This is a genomic window from Modestobacter sp. I12A-02662 (assembly GCF_041028325.1).
Taxonomy (GTDB): Bacteria; Actinomycetota; Actinomycetes; order Mycobacteriales; family Geodermatophilaceae; genus Modestobacter.
Window position 1 is genome coordinate 63,234 of sequence record NZ_JABGDE010000009.1, and the last position, 16,270, is coordinate 79,503.

The following is a 16,270-nucleotide window of genomic DNA, read 5'->3' on the forward strand; positions in this document are numbered from 1 at the left end:
GTGGGCGCCGGGCACGCGCACGGGGGGCTCGCGGCGGCCTACGTCGCCGGGAACAGCACGGTGCACCGGCTGGAGCCGCACACGAAGCTGGTCGCCGTGCTGGCGTTCGCCCTCGTCGTGGTGCTCACCCCGGTGGACGCCGGCTGGGCTCCGCTGGCCTACGCCGGCTTCCTCGCCCTGCTGCTCGGAGTGGCCGCCGTCGCGCGGGTGCGGCCCGGCCGGCTGCTGCGCGGCCTGGCCGTCGAGATCCCCTTCGTGCTGTTCGCCCTGCTGCTGCCGTTCGTCTCCCGCGGGCCGCGCACCGACGTCCTCGGGGTGTCCCTCTCCGAGAGCGGACTGGCCGCCGGCGGCAGCATCCTGGCCAAGGCGACCCTGTCGGTGCTCGCCGCCACCCTGCTGGCCGCCACGACCGAACCCCGGGCGCTGCTCCGCGGGCTGGAGCGGCTGCGCCTGCCCTCGGTGCTGGTCCAGATCCTGACGTTCATGATCCGCTACGCCGACGTCATCGGCGGCGAGCTGCGCCGGATGAAGGTCGCCCGGGAGTCCCGCGGGTTCCGCGGCCGGCACGTGGGAGCGCTGAAGGTGCTCGGCCCCGCGGCGGGCTCGCTGTTCATCCGCTCCTACGAGCGCGGCGAGCGCGTCCACCTCGCGATGCTGTCCCGCGGCTACACCGGCCGGCTGCCCACCGGTCCGGTCGCCGTCGTCGGCGGCCGCGCCTGGGCCACGGCGCTCAGCCTGCCCCTGGCTGCGGCCGCCGTGCTGGCAACGGGTTCACTGCTGGGGTGAGCACTCCCCCGTCCCTGCTCGTGGAGGACCTGGCCTTCGCCTACCCCGACGGGCACCAGGCGCTGTTCGGCGTCGACCTGCGGCTGCAGCAGGGCGAACGGGTGGCGGTGCTAGGCCCCAACGGCGCCGGCAAGACCACGCTGGTGCTGCACCTCAACGGGATCCTGCGCGGCGGGCGTGGCCGGGTGACCGTGGGCGGGCTGCCGGTCGAGGACCGGAACCTGGCCGAGATCCGCCGCCGGGTCGGGATCGTCTTCCAGGACCCCGACGACCAGCTGTTCATGCCGACGGTCGGCGAGGACGTCGCCTTCGGGCCGCGGAACCACGGGCTCCCCGAGCCCGAGGTGGCCCGCCGGGTCGCCGACGCGCTGGCCGTCGTCGACATGGCCGACGTCGCCGACCGGCCCCCGCACCACCTGTCCTTCGGCCAGCGCCGCCGGGTCGCCGTCGCCACCGTGCTGTCGATGCGACCGGAGATCCTGGTGCTCGACGAGCCGAGCAGCAACCTCGACCCGGCCGGCCGGCGGGAACTGGCCGAGGTCATCGAGCCGCTGCCGGTGACCCTGCTGATGGTCACCCACGACCTGCCCTACGCGCTGCAGCTGTGCCCCCGGTCGGTGGTGCTCGACGGGGGCGTGGTCGTCGCCGACGGCCCGACCCGTGAGCTGCTCGGCGACCCGGCGCTGCTCGCCGCCCACCGGCTGGAGCTGCCGTTCGGGTTCGACCCGCACGCCGTGCCCTGACCCGGTGCAGCGGAGACCGGCGTGGCAGCGGCCGGCACCCTGACGACCCGGGTGATCCCGTCCGCCTACATCCTCGCTGTCAGCCGACGAGCGCCTCGGCGAACGCCTTCGGCTCGAACGGCGCCAGGTCGTCCGGCCCCTCCCCGAGGCCGACCAGCTTGACCGGGATGCCGAGCTCCCGCTGGACGGACACCACGATGCCGCCCTTCGCCGTGCCGTCCAGCTTGGTCAGCACGATCCCGGTGACGTCGACGACCTCGGTGAACACCCGCGCCTGCACCACGCCGTTCTGGCCGGTCGTGGCGTCGAGGACGAGCAGCACCTCGTCGACCGGACCGTGCTTCTCCACCACCCGCTTGACCTTGCCGAGCTCGTCCATCAGCCCGGACTTGGTGTGCAGCCGGCCGGCGGTGTCGACCAGGACGCAGTCGACCTCCCCCTCGATGCCGGTGCGCACCGCCTCGAAGGCGACCGACGCCGGGTCGCCGCCCTCCCGGCCGCGCACGGTCAGCACCCCGACCCGCTCCCCCCAGGTCTCGAGCTGGTCGGCGGCGGCCGCGCGGAAGGTGTCCGCGGCACCCAGCACGACGCTCTTGCCGTCGCCGACGAGCGCCCGGGCGATCTTGCCGACCGTCGTGGTCTTGCCGGCGCCGTTGACCCCCACGACGAGGACGACGGCAGGCCGCCCGTCGTGCCGGTCGGTGGCCAGCCGGCGGTCGAGGTCCGGCCCGAGGGCGGTGGACAGCTCGCGGACGACGAGCTCCCGCAGCTCCGGCCCGGAGGCGGTGGCCAGGACCAGGCTCTGGGTGCGCAGCCGCTGCACGATCTGCGTGGTCGCGGCGACCCCCACGTCGGCGGCCAGCAGCGTCTCCTCGATCTCCTCCCAGTCGTCCTCGGTGAGCTTCTCCCGGGCGAGCACGGTGAGCAGCCCACGGCCCAGGGACGACTGCGACCGCGCCAGCCGGGACCGCAGCCGCACCAGCCGGCCGGCGGAGGGCGGTGGTGTCTCGAACACCAGCCCGGGCTCCGGCTCGGCCGGGGGGAGCTCCACCGGCGGAGCCGTCGGCGGCTCCACGAGGTCGGCCGCGGTCGCGCCCGAGGGCGCGCCCGGCGCCGTGTCGGTGCCCGGCTGCGGCGGCCGGGGACGGGTCAGGGTGGTACCTGCGGCTGCGTCGCTGTCCAGCCGGGTGGTGCGCCGGCCGCGGTTCACCAGGAGGCTGATCCCGGTGATCAGGGCGACGACGAGGATCGCGATCGCGATCAGCACGAACTCCATGGGACCGATCCTCCCAGCCCGCGCCCGGCCCCATCCGGGTGACGGGCTGAGCCGGATCACAGACTGATGAGGCAGGCTGTCCGCCATGCCCGACACCGCCGGCCCGACCCCACTGCTCCTGCTCGGGCCGCTGCTGCGCCACGTGGACCCGGTGTCGGCCACGATCTGGGTGGAGACCGACCGGTCGTGCGTGGTGGAGGTGCTCGGCCGCACCGCCGACACCTTCTGCGTCAACGGCCACCACTACGCGCTGGTCGTCGTCGAGGACCTGGAGCCGGGCAGCGCCACGCCGTACGAGGTGCACCTGGACGGGCGCCGGGTCTGGCCGCCGGCGCACTCACCGTTCCCGCCCAGCCGCATCCGCACCGCCGGGCGGCCCGGCCCGTTCCGGGTGGCCTTCGGGTCGTGCCGCTACGCGACGCCGTCGACCGTCGACCTGCGCGACGGCATCCCCCCGGACGCGCTGGACTGCTACGCCGGGCAGCTCGTCGCGATGCCCGAGGACCAGTGGCCCGACGCCCTGGTGCTGCTGGGCGACCAGGTCTACGCCGACGAGGTCACCCCGGCGACCCGGGAGTGGATGGCCGCCCGCCGGGACCTCTCCCAGCCGCCGGGGACGCAGGCCGCGGACTTCGAGGAGTACACCCGGCTGTACTCCGAGTCCTGGAGCGACCCCCAGGTGCGGTGGCTGCTGTCCACGATCCCGTCCTCGATGGTCTTCGACGACCACGAGATGATCGACGACTGGAACACCTCCGCCGCCTGGCGTGCGGAGGTGACCCCCTCCGACTGGTGGCACCGGCGGATCTGCGGCGGGCTGGTGAGCTACTGGGTCTACCAGCACCTGGGCAACCTCTCGCCGAACGAGCTGGAGAAGAACGCCAGCTGGCAGGCCATCCAGGCCGCCGAGGACGACGACGCCGGCCCGATGCTCGACGAGATGGCCAGGGCCGCCGACCAGGAGCCCGACAGCATCCGGTGGAGCTACGTCCGGCACTGGGGTGAGGCGCGGCTGATCATGGTGGACACCCGGGCCGGGCGGGCGCTGCAGGAGGACGACCGGAAGATCGTCGACGACGTCGAGTTCGACTGGGTGGAGGCCGCGGTGCGCCGTGCGGTCGAGGACGGCGTCGACCACGTGCTCATCGGGACCTCGCTCCCCTGGCTGCTGCCGCACGCCGTGCACGACATCGAGCGGTGGAACGAGACCCTGTCCGTGCGCCACCACGGCCGGCTCCTCGGCCGGCTGATGGAGAAGCTCCGGCAGGGCGCGGACCTGGAGCACTGGGCCGCGTTCGGGCAGTCCTTCGAACGGCTCGGCGCGGCGTTGCTCGCCGTCGGCCGGGGCGAGCACGGGTCGGCGCCGGCGACCGCGCTGGTGCTGTCCGGCGACGTCCACCACGCCTACGCCGCGGAGCTGGTGTCCCCGGACGGCGTGGCGACCCGGGTGCACCAGCTGACCGTGTCCCCGCTGCACAACGCGGCGCCGCACGCGATCGAGGTCGGGTTCAAGGTCGGCTGGAGCCGCTCCGCCCGCACCCTGACCGGCCTGCTCCGGCGGCTGGGCCGGGTGGAGCCGAGCGAGCTGGCGTGGCGCAAGCAGTCCGGGCCGTTCTTCGGCAACGAGCTCGGTGAGCTGGTGCTGCACGACCGCGACGCCCGGTTCCTGCTGTGGGCCACCAGCCGGGAACCGGACGGCACGCCGCGCTTCACGCAGGTGCTGGACACCCGGCTCTCGTGACCGCGATGACTTCCGTGCGGTTGGTCACCTTCAACATCCACCACGGCGTCGGGGACGACGGGCGGCACGACCTGCCCCGGCTGGCCCGGCTGCTCGCCGACGCCGACGCCGACGTCATCTGCCTGCAGGAGGTCGACCGGCACTTCGGGGACCGCAGCGAGGACGTCGACCAGGCCCTCCTGCTCGCCCGGGGGCTGGACATGGAGCTGATCTGGGCGCCGTCGATCGACCGGCCGCACTCGGACCCGGCGACGGGCCGGCGCCAGTACGGCAACGCGGTGCTGTCCCGGCTGCCCGTGCTCGTCCACACGGTCCACCCGCTGCCCGGCGGGGGTGAGCCGCGCAGCGCGCTGCGCGCCCTCGTGGCCCTGGACGGCGCCCCGCTGTGGGTCACCACCACCCACCTGTCCAGCCGGTCCGCGGCCGACCGGGCGGCGCAGGCTGCGGCGGTGGCGGCGCTGCACCCCGGGCCGGAGGAGCCGGGGGTCGTCGTGGGCGACCTCAACGCCGACGCGGACGCGCCGGAGCTCGGTGCGCTGCGCGAGCGGTTCACCGACGCGTGGCGGGCGGCGTCCACCCGGACCGACCAGGCCGGCACCTTCTCGCTGCACCGGGACGCGGGGCTCACGCACCCGGCCCGCCGCCCCCGGGTGCGGATCGACCAGGTGTGGGTGAGCCACGGGGTGACCGTCCGGGACGCCGCCGTGCTGGACGGCGCGGGGACGTCGGACCACCACGCACTGCTGGTCGACCTCGACGTCAGCTTCACCGCCCCGCGCGGCTAGGAGGCGCGGAGCTCCCGGAGGCGCTGGCTGATCACGCCGGTGATGCCGTCGCCGCGCATGCTCACCCCGTAGAGGGCGTCGGCGATCTCCATGGTCCGCTTCTGGTGGGTGATGACGATCAGCTGCGAGGTGTCCCGCAGCTGCTCCACCAGGGTCAGCAGCCGGCCCAGGTTGACGTCGTCCAGCGCCGCCTCGACCTCGTCGAGGACGTAGAACGGCGAGGGCCGGGCCCGGAAGATGGCCACCAGCAGCGCGACGGCGGTCAGCGACCGCTCGCCGCCGGACAGCAGGGACAGCCGCTTCACCTTCTTGCCCGGCGGGCGGGCCTCCACCTCGACGCCGGTGGTGAGCAGGTCCTCCGGGTCGGTGAGGGAGATCCGCCCCTCCCCGCCGGGGAACAGCGTGCCGAAGACCTCCGCGAACTCCCGCTGCGTGTCGGCGAACGCCGCGGCGAACACGTCGTGGATGCGCGCGTCGACCTCGCGGACGACGGTGAGCAGGTCGCGGCGGGTGGCCTTGAGGTCCTCGAGCTGGGTGGCCAGGAACGTGTGCCGCTCCTCCAGCGCCGCGAACTCCTCCAACGCGAGCGGGTTGACCTTGCCCAGCGCGGCGAGGTCGCGCTCGGCCCGGGCGGCCCGGCGCTCCTGGGCCGACCGGTCGTAGGGCACCGGCTGCGGCTCGGCCTCCCCCGCCGCCTCCGCGGCGGCGATCTCGACCTGGGTCGGCGGCACCGCGGCGGCCGGCCCGTACTCCGCGACCAGGGTGGGCAGGTCGACGCCGTACTCCTCGGCGGCCCGTGCCTCCAGCGCCTCGATCCGCAGCCGCTGCTCGGCGCGCGCCACCTCGTCGCGGTGCACCTCGTCGGTGAGCCGGTCGAGCTCGGCGGTGTGCCCGCGGACGGTCACCCGGACGGCGAGCAGCTCGGCCTCGCGGCCGGTGCGGGCCTCGGCGAGCGCGTCCCGCTCGGCGGCGGCGCGGGCCAGCGACGTCGCCAGGTGGGTCAGCGCCTCCTCCGCGCCGGCGCGCACACCGGCGGCGACCCGGGCCCCCTGCGCGCGGGCCAGCCGGGCGGCGGCGGCCCGCTCCCGGGCGGCCCGCTCCTGCCGGGCCTGCCGGCGCAGCGACTCCGCGCGCCCGGTCAGCGACCGGGCGCGCTCCTCCGCGGTGCGCACCGCGAGCCGGGCCTCGGTCTCGACCTGCCGGGCGTTCGCGGCCTCGGCCCGCAGCCGGTCCCGCTCCTCGGTGGAGGGTTCCTCCTCCACCGGCGCCGCCTCGGCGGCGGCCAGCCGCTCCTCGAGCTCGGCGAGGCCGGCCCCCGCCTGCTCCAGCGCCTGCTCGGCGCGCACCCGGGCGGCGTCCAGGCGCTCGGCCTCGGCGGCGGCGGAACGGGCGGCGGCACCGAGCTCGGCCAGCTGCGCGGCCGCGGCCGAGCGCGCGCGGTCGCCGGCCTGCCGCGCCGACAGCGCGGCGTCCACCTCGGCAGAGCGCCGGGTGGCCGCCTCGCGGGCGCGGGCCAGCTCGTCGGCGAGCGTGGCGGCGTGCGTCGCCGCGCGCTCGAGCTCCGCGGTCGCCTCCTCCACCCGCGCGCGCACCTCCAGTCCCGACGGCGCGTTCGCCTGGCCACCGCCGGCCCAGTCGGCGCCGAGCAGGTCACCGGAGTCGGTCACCGCGCGGACCCGCGGGTGGGTGCGGACCAGCGTGACGGCGGCGGCCAGGTCGGGGACGACGGCGACCCGCTCCAGCGCCCGGGCCAGCGCGGGTCCGAGCTCGGCGGGGGCCTCGACCAGGTCCAGCGCCCAGCGCACGCCCTCGGGCAGCTCCGGCCAGCCGTCCCGGCCCACCGGGGGCAGCCCGCCGGTGACCAGCAGCCCGACCCGGCCGCCCTGCTCCGCGGCGAGATGGGTGAGCACGGCGGCCGCCTCGGCCACGCCGTCGACCACGACGGCGTCGGTCATCCCACCGAGCGCGGCGGCCAGCGCGACCTCCGCCCCGGCGGCGACGCCCAGCCGGTCGGCGACCGGGCCGAGCACGCCCGGCAGGTCGGTGGCCAGCACGGCGGCGGCTCCGTCGGCGGGGGCCAGCCCCAGCGCCAGCGCGTCGCGGCGCGCCGCCCAGCCGGCCCGGTCGCGCTCGGCGGCCCGCTCCGCGGCGGCGAGCTCGTTGACCGTCCGCACGGCGTCGCGGTGCGCGGTGACGGCGGCGGCGTGCGCGGCGGCGAGGTCGGTGTCGTCACCGGCATCGCCGGCCAGCTCGGTGCGCCGCGCCTCCAGCCGTTCCGCGGCCGCCTCCGCGCGGGCGGTCGCCTCGCCGGCGGCCACGGTGAGGCGCTCGATCTCCGCCTGCCCCGCCGCGGTGCGGGACCGCCCGGCGGCGACCTGCCCGGAGAGCCGGGCCAGCTGCTCGCGCCGGTCGGCGAGGGCCCGGGCGGCGGCCACCAGCGCCTTGTCGGCCACGGCCAGCGCGGCTTCCAGCTCGGTGCGCTCGGCGACCACCGCGGACAGGCGGACGCGCTCGGCCTCCAGCGAGGAGGCCAGCTCCCGCTCGGTGGCCTCGACCCGGTCGGCCTCGCCCTCGAGCTGGTCGGGGTCGCGCCCGGCGGGGCCGGCCGGCGGGGCGGCGGACAGGTGCCGGTGCCGCTCGGCCGCCAGCTGGCCGACGCCGCGGAACCGCTCGGCCAGCGTGGAGAGCCGGTACCAGCTGTCCTGGGCGGCGGCCAGGGCGGGCGCGTCGACGGCGAGCTGCCGCTCGAGGGCCGACTCGGTGTGGGACGCCTCGGTCAGCGCGGCCTCCACGACTGTGCGCCGGGCACGCGCGGCGGTCTCGTCCGCGACGTCCTTGTCCAGGGCGTCGCGCAGGCCGACCAGGTCGTCGGCGAGCAGCCGCAGCCGGGCGTCGCGCAGGTCGGCCTGCACGCCCGCCGCCCGGCGGGCGACCTCGGCCTGCTTGCCCAACGGCCTGAGCTGGCGGCGCAGCTCAGTGGTGAGGTCGGCCAGCCGGTCCAGGTTGGCCTGCATCGCCTCGAGCTTGCGGAGCGCCTTCTCCTTGCGCTTGCGGTGCTTGAGGACGCCGGCCGCCTCCTCGATGAACGCCCGCCGGTCCTCCGGCCGACCGGACAGGACGGCGTCGAGCTGCCCCTGGCCGACGATGACGTGCATCTCCCGGCCGATCCCGGAGTCGCTGAGCAGCTCCTGGACGTCCAGCAGCCGGACCTTGTCCCCGTTGATCTCGTACTCGCTCTCGCCGGAGCGGTACATGCGCCGGGTGATCGACACCTCGGTGTAGTCGATCGGCAGGGCGCCGTCGGCGTTGTCGATGGTCAGCGTCACCTCCGCCCGGCCCAGCGCCGGACGGCCGGCGGTGCCGGCGAAGATGACGTCCTCCATCTTGCCGCCGCGCAGGCTCTTGGCGCCCTGCTCACCGAGCACCCAGGCGATGGCGTCGACGACGTTGGACTTGCCCGACCCGTTGGGGCCGACGACGGCGGTGATGCCCGGCTCCAGGCGCAGCGTCGTCGGCGACGCGAAGGACTTGAAGCCCTTCAACGTCAGGCTGGAGAGATGCACCGGACCTCAGAGACGAGCGTTGCTGTTCGGCCTCGCCGCAGGGGCCCGCCGCGAGCGCGGCGAGCGGTGGGGGCGGCGAGGTCCTTCTTCAGGCCAGGGCGGGGGTGGCCGAGTCGTCGGCCAGGGTGAGGAGCTCGTGGGCGATGGCGGCGTCCCGCTCCTCGCGGAGGACCGCCAGCTGCTCCTCCAGGCGGCGGACCTTGGCGCGCAGCGCGGCGTTCTCCTCCGCTACTCGAAGCTCATGGGGAGCGACGACGGAACCGAACAGGGCCTTGGCCATGTCTCAGCGGCCTTTCGACTGCAGGAGTGGGTCGCCCGTTCGCACCGCGGGGAGGCGGTCTGCGCGGGTTGGTGCTCCCAGGGTGACACCCGGCGCGACCTGGGTCAACGTCTCGGGTACAGCTGCCGGGTGTCGGTGACGTGTCATCTTGGTCACCCCACGGTGAAGCCCGACATCCCCCGTCCCCCGTCCTCCCGCGACTCGACCCCGGTGACCGTGCCGGGCGCCCGCCGGCCGGACAGCTCGGCGAGCACGGCCCGCACGTCCTCCGCCGGCCCCTCCAGCACCACCTCGACCCGCCCGTCGGGCAGGTTGGTGGCCGACCCGGCCAGTCCGCGGACCGCGGCAGCGCGGGAGACGAACCAGCGGTAGCCGACGCCCTGCACCGTGCCGGAGACCAGCGCGACGACGCGCACCTCGGCGCTCACGACCGGCGCCGGCCGGCTGCGGTGCGGGCGGGGGACGAGCGCGGTCGGGGCTGGCAGGCCGGGCAGCTGTAGCTGGAGCGGTTCATGAAGGACTCCCGCACGATCGGGGTGCCGCACCGCGGGCAGGGCCGGTCCTCCTGCCCGTAGACGGCCAGGTGCCGGGAGAAGTAGCCGCTCTGGCCGTTCACGTCGACGTAGAGCGAGTCGAACGACGTCCCACCCTGCGCCAGGCTCTCGCCGAGCACGTCGCGCACGCCGTCGAGCAGCGCGGTGACCTGCGGGCGGGTGAGCCGGTCGGTGGGGCGGGCGCCGTGCAGCCGGGCCCGCCACAGCGACTCGTCGGCGTAGATGTTGCCGACCCCGCCGATCAGCGTCTGGTCCAGCAGGGCGCGCTTCACCTCGGTCCGCCGGCGGCGCAGCGCCGCGCTGAAGGTGTCGGCGTCGAAGGAGGGGTCCAGCGGGTCGATGGCGATGTGCGCCAGCCGGGACGGCAGGTCCTCGCCGTCCGCCTCCTCCACCGCCAGCCCACCGAAGGTGCGCTGGTCGACGAAGCGCAGCTCCCGCCCGCCGTCGGCGAACCGGAACCGCGCACGCAGGTGCACCTCGTCGGGCTCGGCCGGCTTCTCGACGAGCAGCTGACCGCTCATGCCCAGGTGCGCCACCAGCGCACGGCCCGACGGCGTGCCGTCGGGCTCGGCCAGCGGCAGCCACAGGTACTTGCCGCGCCGGTGGGCGGCGGTGAGGGTGCGTCCCGTCAGCGCCTGCACGAAGTGCTCGGCGCCCTCCAGGTGCCGGCGCACCGCCCGCGGGTGGCGCACCTCGACCTCGCGCACGGTCCGCCCGGCGACCCACTGGGCCAGCCCGCGGCGCACCACCTCGACCTCGGGGAGCTCGGGCACCGGTCAAGCCTCCTGGGGGGAGTCCTCGTCGGCCGCCTCGGACAGCGCCCGCCAGGCGGCCTCGGCGGCCTCCTGCTCGGCGGCCTTCTTCGTCCGGCCGGCACCCCGGCCGTACGGGCTCCCGGCGAGCAGGACGACGGCGGTGAAGGTCTTGGCGTGGTCGGGGCCGTCGTCCTCGACCACGTACACCGGGGCGCCCAGCGACCGGGCCGCGCCCAGCTCCTGCAGGCTGGTCTTCCAGTCCAGGCCGGCTCCGCGGGTGGCGGACTCGGCCAGCAGCGGGTCGAACAGGCGGTGCACGATGGCCGCCGCCGTCTCCAGGCCCCGGCCGAGGTGGATCGCGCCGATCAGGGCCTCGAGCGCGTCGGCGAGGATCGACTCCTTCTCCTGACCGCCGGTGGCCTGCTCACCGCGGCCCAGCAGCAGGTGCGGACCGATGCCGCCCTCCCCCAGCGCCCGGGCGACCCGGGCCAGCGAGGTCATGTTGACCACGCTGGCCCGCAGCTTCGCCAGCTGCCCCTCGGGCAGATCGGGGTGGCTGCGGTACAGCTCGTCGGTGACCACCAGGCCGAGCACCGAGTCCCCGAGGAACTCCAGGCGCTCGTTGGTGGGCAGTCCGCCGTTCTCGTAGGCGTAGGACCGGTGGGTCAGCGCCAGGGCCAGCAGCCCGTCGGGCAGTTCCACGCCGAGCGCGTCGGCCAGCCACCGGGCGGCCGTCTCGGCGTGCTGCGGGCCCGCGGGTGAACCACGACCGGCGTCCCCGCCGGCCGGCTCCGGAGAGCCGGTCGGCGGGGACGCCGGTACGGTGTCCGACCGCGTCACGCCGGGCAGCGGGCTGCCGGGATCAGACCGCGACGGTCTGACGGCCGTCGTACTGGCCGCAGGTCGGGCAGGCGATGTGCGGGGGCTTGAGCTCGCCGCAGGCCTTGTTCTGGCACGGGGCCAGGGTGGGGGCGCTGGCCTTCCACTGCGACCGGCGAGCGCGGGTGTTCGCGCGGGACATGCGCCGCTTCGGGACCGCCATGATCAGTTCTCCTCGGTGTTGGTGCTCCCGGAGCCCTGCTGGGCTCCGTCGGCGCTGTCGGTCAGGTCGGCGAGGCGCGCGGCCAGCCCGGCGAACCGGGGGTCGATCACCTCGTGCGAGTGGTCGGGCGGGAGGTCGTCGAGCCGCTCGCCGCAGTCCACGCACAGCCCGGCGCAGTCGGGCGTGCAGGTGGGCGACAGCGGCAGGGCGAGGACGACGGCGTCCCGGACCAGCGGCGCGAGGTCGATGCTGTCGCCCTCGATCCGGCGCACCTCGTCCTCTCCGCTGGTGGCCTCGGTGGTGCTGCCCTCGTAGGCGTACAGCTCCTGGACGTCGAGCTCGAGGGTGTCCTCGACCGGCTCCAGGCAGCGGGCGCACTGGCCGGTGACGGGGGCCTCGACCTCGCCGGAGACGAGCACGCCCTCCATCACCGACTCCAGCCGCAGGTGAAGCTGGACCGGCGCACCCTCGGGGACGGCGATCATGTCGAGGCCCCAGCGCTCGAGAGCAGGCACGGTCTTCTCCCACTCGCGCATCGAGCCGGCACGGCGGCCGAGCTCGCGGAGGTCGACCTTCCAGGCCCGGGGCCCCGTGGGGTCGCCGGAGCGGCGCCGGGCGTCGGTGGACGCGGCGCCGGAGGAGGGCGTGGAGGCAGCAGGCATGTCGGTACTCGTCGTCGTCTCGGGTGGGGTGACCGGGCGGAGGGCCCCGCGCCGGGCGGCACGGAGCGGCCAGCGGGCCGGACAGACGTCCAGCCTACCCGATCCCGGAGCCCCCCTGGGTCGCAGGTCGGGCCGGGGCGTCCGCAGGCCGGTCAGGGGGTGCGCAGGTTGGTGCGGGCCTTCTCCACCGAGCGCATCATGTGCGCCAGCGTGGTCCCGAAGTCGGCGAGCCGGGAGTCGACGTACTCGTCGACCTCGGCCCGCATCCGGGCCACCTCGGCCGCGGTCTGCGCGCCGAGCTCGTCGGCCCGGCTGACCGCCGTGCGGTACACCGCGGTCTCGGTGAGCAGCCGCTCGTGCTCGGCCTCGCCCGCGGCCACCAGCCGGGCCTGCTCCTCCTGGCCGTCGACGACGAGCTGGTCGCGCAGCCGGCGGGCCTCGGCGACCACCGCCTCCGCCTCCGCCTCGGCCTGCGCGAGCACCGCGTCGGCCTGCTGCTGGGCCTCGGTGATGATCTCGTCACGCTGGCGCCGGGCGGTGCCGATGAGCTCCTCGCGCTGCCGCCGGGCGGCGGCCACCACCTGGTCGCTCTCGGAGCGGGTGCGGCCGGTGAGCCGCTCGGCCTCGGCCTGCGCCTGCTGCAGGATCTGGGTGCGCTGCTCGACGATCGCGCCGGCCGCCTGGACCTCCTCGGGCAGAGACTCCCGCAGCTCGTCGAGCAGGTCGAGCAGGTGGTCGCGGGGCACCATGCAGGACTGCGACATCGGGACGCTGCGGGCGTTCTCGATGACCGTGGTCAGCTCGTCGACGGTCTCGTACAACCGGTAGACCACGTCGGTCATGAGCCCTCGCCCCCCTGCGCCTCGGCCACCAGCCGGTCGTTGACCGGCTTGGGGACCAGCGACGACACGTCCCCGCCGAAGCGGGCGATCTGCTTGACCAGGCTGGAGGACAGGTGCCCGACCTGCGGGGCCGTGGGCACGAACAGCGTCTCGACGCCGGCCAGCTCACGGTTCATCTGGGCCATCTGCAGCTCGTACTCGAAGTCGCCGACCGCGCGCAGGCCCTTCACCACCACCGGGATCCCCTGCGTGCGGCAGTAGTCGACCAGCAGGCCCGAGAAGCTGTCGACGACGACGTTCGGCAGGTCGACGACCGACTCGCGGAGCATCGCCATGCGCTCCCCGAGGTCGAACAGGCCCGCCTTGCCGGGGTTCACCAGCACCGCGACGACCAGCTCGTCGTACAGGGCGGCGGCGCGCGTGATGACGTCGACATGGCCGTTGGTGACCGGGTCGAACGAGCCGGGGCAGACCGCGCGCCTCACGACATGCGACCGTACCGGAGCACCGCCTCCCCGTACCGCCGATCACGGAGACCCGCCAGGGGTGTCGGCCAGTCCCAGGGGCCCTCCCGGCTGGACCGCTCCACCACCACCACGGCGTCCGCGGCCAGCCAGCCGCCCGCGACCAGGTCGCTGAGCACCCCGCGGACCTCCTCGACCGGGACCGCGTACGGCGGGTCGGCGAGCACCAGGTCGAAGGCGGCGGGGGCGGGACCGGCGACGACGGCCGGCACCGAGCCGGCCACCACCCGGGCGCCGGGCAGGCCCACCGCGGCGACGTTGGCCCGCAGCACCGGGAGCACCTTCGGCCCGGACTCCACGAGCACCACCTCGGCCGCGCCCCGGGACAGCGCCTCCAGCCCGAGGGCTCCCGATCCGGCGTAGAGGTCCAGCACCCGGGCGCCGTCGAGGTCCAGCAGCGTGGACAGGGAGTTGAACAGCCCCTCCCGGGCGCGGTCCCCGGTCGGGCGCACCCCGGCGGGCGGCACCTTGAGCCGGCGCCCGCCCGCCAGCCCGGAGATGAGCCGCGTCACGCCTTCTCCAGGTACTCGGCCCGCTCGTCCAGGCTGAGCGCCGCGACGGCCGCCGCCAGCTCGGGGTGGTCGGCCAGCCCGCGCCCCGCCTCGACCAGCCGGGTGGCCTCCACCCGGGCCTCGGCGATGAGCTGCTCGTCGTCCAGCAGCGACAGCAGCCGCACGCCCGAGCGCCGGCCCGACTGCGCGGCACCGAGCACGTCGCCCTCCCGCCGGGTCTCCAGGTCCAGGCGGGCGAGCTCGAAGCCGTCGGTGGTCGCGGCCACCGCGGTGAGCCGCTGCCCGGTGGCCGAGCTGGTGGGCGCCTCGGTGACCAGCAGGCACAGCCCGGCGTGCCTGCCGCGGGCCACCCGGCCGCGCAGCTGGTGGAGCTGGCTGACCCCGAAGCGGTCGGCGTCCATGACGACCATCACCGTCGCGTTGGGGACGTCGACGCCCACCTCGACCACGGTGGTGGCGACCAGGACGTCGACCTCACCGGCGGCGAAGGCGCGCATCCGCGCCTCCTTGTCCTCCGGCGCCATCCGGCCGTGCAGCACCTCGACCCGCAGGGACGACAGCGGGCCGGCCCGCAGCGCCTCCGCGACGTCCAGGACGGCCAGCGGCGGACGGCGGTCGGAGGCACCACCGGTCTCCGGCGGCGGTGCGTCGGCGTCGTCCGGTCCGTCCTCGTCCTTGCCGCCGCCGCCGCCGGCGTCCTCGACGTCCCCGATCCGCGGGCACACGACGTAGGCCTGCCGCCCGGCGGCGACCTCCTCGCGCACCCGCTGCCACGCCCGGTCCAGCCAGGCGGGCTTCTCCCCCGCCGGCACGACAGCACTGGACACCCCGCCGCGGCCGGCGGGCAGCTGGCGCAGCGTGGAGGTCTCCAGGTCGCCGTAGACGGTCATGGCCACCGTGCGCGGGATCGGCGTGGCCGTCATCACCAGCACGTGCGGCGGCCGGGCGCCCTTCGCACGCAACGCGTCCCGCTGCTCGACGCCGAAGCGGTGCTGCTCGTCGACCACGACCAGGCCCAGGTCGGCGAACTCCACGCCCTCCTGCAGCAGCGCGTGCGTGCCGACGACGATCCCCGCGCTCCCGTCGGCCACCGCGGCGCGCGCCTCCCGGCGGGCGGCGGCCTTCTGCGACCCGGTGAGCAGGACCACCCGGGTGCCGGCCGGGTCGCCGTCGAGCTCCCCGGCCCGGCCCAGCGGCCCCAGGATCGCCGCGAGGCTGCGGGCGTGCTGGGCGGCGAGCACCTCGGTGGGCGCCAGCAGCGCGGCCTGCCCCCCGGCGTCGACGATCTGCGCCATGGCCCGCAGCGCCACCACGGTCTTGCCCGAGCCGACCTCGCCCTGCAGCAGCCGGTTCATCGGCTGCTCCTCGGCCAGCTCGGCGGCGAGCTCCTCGCCGACCTCCCGCTGCCCCTCCGTGAGCGAGAACGGCAGGGCGGCGTCGACCGCGTCGAGCAGACCGCCGCCGCGCCGGGGACGGGCGATGCCGGGCTCCAGCGCCGCGGCCCGCCGCCGGGCGGCCAGCGTGGCCTGCAGGACCAGCGCCTCGTCCCACTTGAGCCGCTCGTCGGCGAACTCGACCTGCGCCGCGGACTCCGGCCGGTGCTTGTAGAGCAGCGCGGTGGCCAGCGAGACCAGCCCGTGCCGGTCGCGCACCGGCTCGGGGATCGGGTCGTCGAGCACCTCCGCGAGCGAGCGCGGGTCGTCCAGCAGCAGCTTGACCGACTTCTGGATCACCCAGCTCGAGACGTCCTTGCTCGCCGGGTAGATCGGCACCAGGGCGCGGGCCCAGTCGTCGTCGTCGCCGGTGATCACGTGGCAGTCCGGGTGGGTGAACTGCAGGTCGCCCTGCCACTTGCCGACCGTGCCGGCGAACAGGCCCCACTCCCCGACCGCCAGGTGGGCGTGCCGGTTGTTGAAGAAGACCAACCGCATGCTGCCCGCGCCGTCGCCGACGGTGACCTCGGTGAGCGTGCCGTGCCGCCGCTGCATCTTCCGGGTGGAGACGCGCTTGACCTGCGCCAGCACGGTGACCCGGTCGCCGACCTCGAGGTCGTCGAGGCGGGCCATCTCCCCGCGCCGGGCGTAGCGCCGCGGATAGTGCCGCAGCAGGTCGCGCACCGTGTGCAGGGCCAGCTGCTCGGCCATGGCCTTCGCCGTCTTCGGCCCGACGACCCGGCTCAGCGGGGTGTCCATCGACAGGCTCACG

General features: G+C 75.7%; 16 protein-coding genes. 4 read left to right on the forward strand and 12 right to left on the reverse strand.

All coding sequences use genetic code 11. The annotated features are described in order from the left end of the window. Entirely contained in the window at positions 1–786 is a 786-nt protein-coding gene (cbiQ, locus tag HL189_RS14580) for a cobalt ECF transporter T component CbiQ (RefSeq protein ID WP_369134428.1), read from the forward strand. Next, positions 783–1,529 (forward strand): energy-coupling factor ABC transporter ATP-binding protein, encoded by a 747-nt coding sequence (locus HL189_RS14585; RefSeq protein ID WP_369134429.1) that lies wholly within the window; start codon positions 783–785, stop codon positions 1,527–1,529. Before cbiQ ends, HL189_RS14585 begins: the two co-directional genes overlap by 4 nt. Positions 1,530–1,608: 79 nt before the next feature. Here HL189_RS14585 and ftsY read toward each other — a convergent pair whose 3' ends face one another. Further along, positions 1,609–2,805, reverse strand: coding sequence for a signal recognition particle-docking protein FtsY (ftsY, locus tag HL189_RS14590; RefSeq protein ID WP_369134430.1), 1,197 nt, complete (start codon positions 2,803–2,805; stop codon positions 1,609–1,611). Positions 2,806–2,890: 85 nt separating this feature from the next. On the opposite strand from ftsY, the gene HL189_RS14595 reads away from it, so the two are divergent. Then, positions 2,891–4,546, forward strand: coding sequence for an alkaline phosphatase D family protein (locus HL189_RS14595; RefSeq protein ID WP_369134431.1), 1,656 nt, complete (start codon positions 2,891–2,893; stop codon positions 4,544–4,546). A gap of 5 nt (positions 4,547–4,551) precedes the next feature. Next, positions 4,552–5,331, forward strand: a complete 780-nt coding sequence (locus tag HL189_RS14600) for an endonuclease/exonuclease/phosphatase family protein (protein WP_369134602.1) — start codon at positions 4,552–4,554, stop codon at positions 5,329–5,331. Here HL189_RS14600 and smc read toward each other — a convergent pair. The 11 genes from smc to recG form a co-directional block, all read right to left on the reverse strand. Further along, positions 5,328–8,894, reverse strand: coding sequence for a chromosome segregation protein SMC (smc, locus tag HL189_RS14605; protein ID WP_369134432.1), 3,567 nt, complete (start codon positions 8,892–8,894; stop codon positions 5,328–5,330). The two genes, HL189_RS14600 and smc, sit on opposite strands and share 4 nt — an antisense overlap. Before the next feature lie 88 nt (positions 8,895–8,982). After that, the gene (locus tag HL189_RS14610) at positions 8,983–9,174 is read right to left on the reverse strand and encodes a hypothetical protein (protein ID WP_369134433.1); all 192 of its coding nucleotides are present in this window, start codon (positions 9,172–9,174) and stop codon (positions 8,983–8,985) included. A 152-nt stretch (positions 9,175–9,326) separates the two neighbouring features. Next, positions 9,327–9,602 carry an acylphosphatase gene (locus HL189_RS14615; RefSeq protein ID WP_369134434.1) on the reverse strand — a complete coding sequence of 92 codons (276 nt, stop codon included), beginning with the start codon at positions 9,600–9,602 and terminating at the stop codon, positions 9,327–9,329. Further along, complete coding sequence (gene mutM / locus HL189_RS14620; RefSeq protein ID WP_369134435.1) at positions 9,599–10,501, reverse strand: bifunctional DNA-formamidopyrimidine glycosylase/DNA-(apurinic or apyrimidinic site) lyase; 903 nt, start codon at positions 10,499–10,501, stop codon at positions 9,599–9,601. The genes HL189_RS14615 and mutM overlap by 4 nt, the downstream gene beginning before the upstream one ends. A gap of 3 nt (positions 10,502–10,504) precedes the next feature. Beyond that, positions 10,505–11,203: a ribonuclease III gene (gene rnc, locus HL189_RS14625; RefSeq protein WP_369134603.1), complete on the reverse strand. Its 699-nt coding sequence runs from the start codon at positions 11,201–11,203 to the stop codon at positions 10,505–10,507. Between the two features lie 142 nt (positions 11,204–11,345). After that, positions 11,346–11,525: a 50S ribosomal protein L32 gene (gene rpmF, locus HL189_RS14630; protein ID WP_369134436.1), complete on the reverse strand. Its 180-nt coding sequence runs from the start codon at positions 11,523–11,525 to the stop codon at positions 11,346–11,348. Between the two features lie 2 nt (positions 11,526–11,527). After that, on the reverse strand, positions 11,528–12,187 hold the full coding sequence (locus tag HL189_RS14635; protein ID WP_369134437.1) for a DUF177 domain-containing protein: 660 nt from the start codon (positions 12,185–12,187) through the stop codon (positions 11,528–11,530). A 152-nt stretch (positions 12,188–12,339) separates the two neighbouring features. Continuing rightward, positions 12,340–13,029 carry a hypothetical protein gene (locus HL189_RS14640; protein WP_369134438.1) on the reverse strand — a complete coding sequence of 230 codons (690 nt, stop codon included), beginning with the start codon at positions 13,027–13,029 and terminating at the stop codon, positions 12,340–12,342. Then, on the reverse strand, positions 13,026–13,514 hold the full coding sequence (coaD, locus tag HL189_RS14645; RefSeq protein ID WP_369134439.1) for a pantetheine-phosphate adenylyltransferase: 489 nt from the start codon (positions 13,512–13,514) through the stop codon (positions 13,026–13,028). Before coaD ends, HL189_RS14640 begins: the two co-directional genes overlap by 4 nt. Next, positions 13,511–14,065 (reverse strand): 16S rRNA (guanine(966)-N(2))-methyltransferase RsmD, encoded by a 555-nt coding sequence (rsmD, locus tag HL189_RS14650; RefSeq protein WP_369134440.1) that lies wholly within the window; start codon positions 14,063–14,065, stop codon positions 13,511–13,513. The genes coaD and rsmD overlap by 4 nt, the downstream gene beginning before the upstream one ends. Further along, a complete protein-coding gene (gene recG, locus HL189_RS14655; RefSeq protein WP_369134441.1) occupies positions 14,062–16,269 on the reverse strand; it encodes an ATP-dependent DNA helicase RecG in 2,208 nt (735 codons plus the stop codon). The genes rsmD and recG overlap by 4 nt, the downstream gene beginning before the upstream one ends. Position 16,270: the final 1 nt, after the last annotated feature.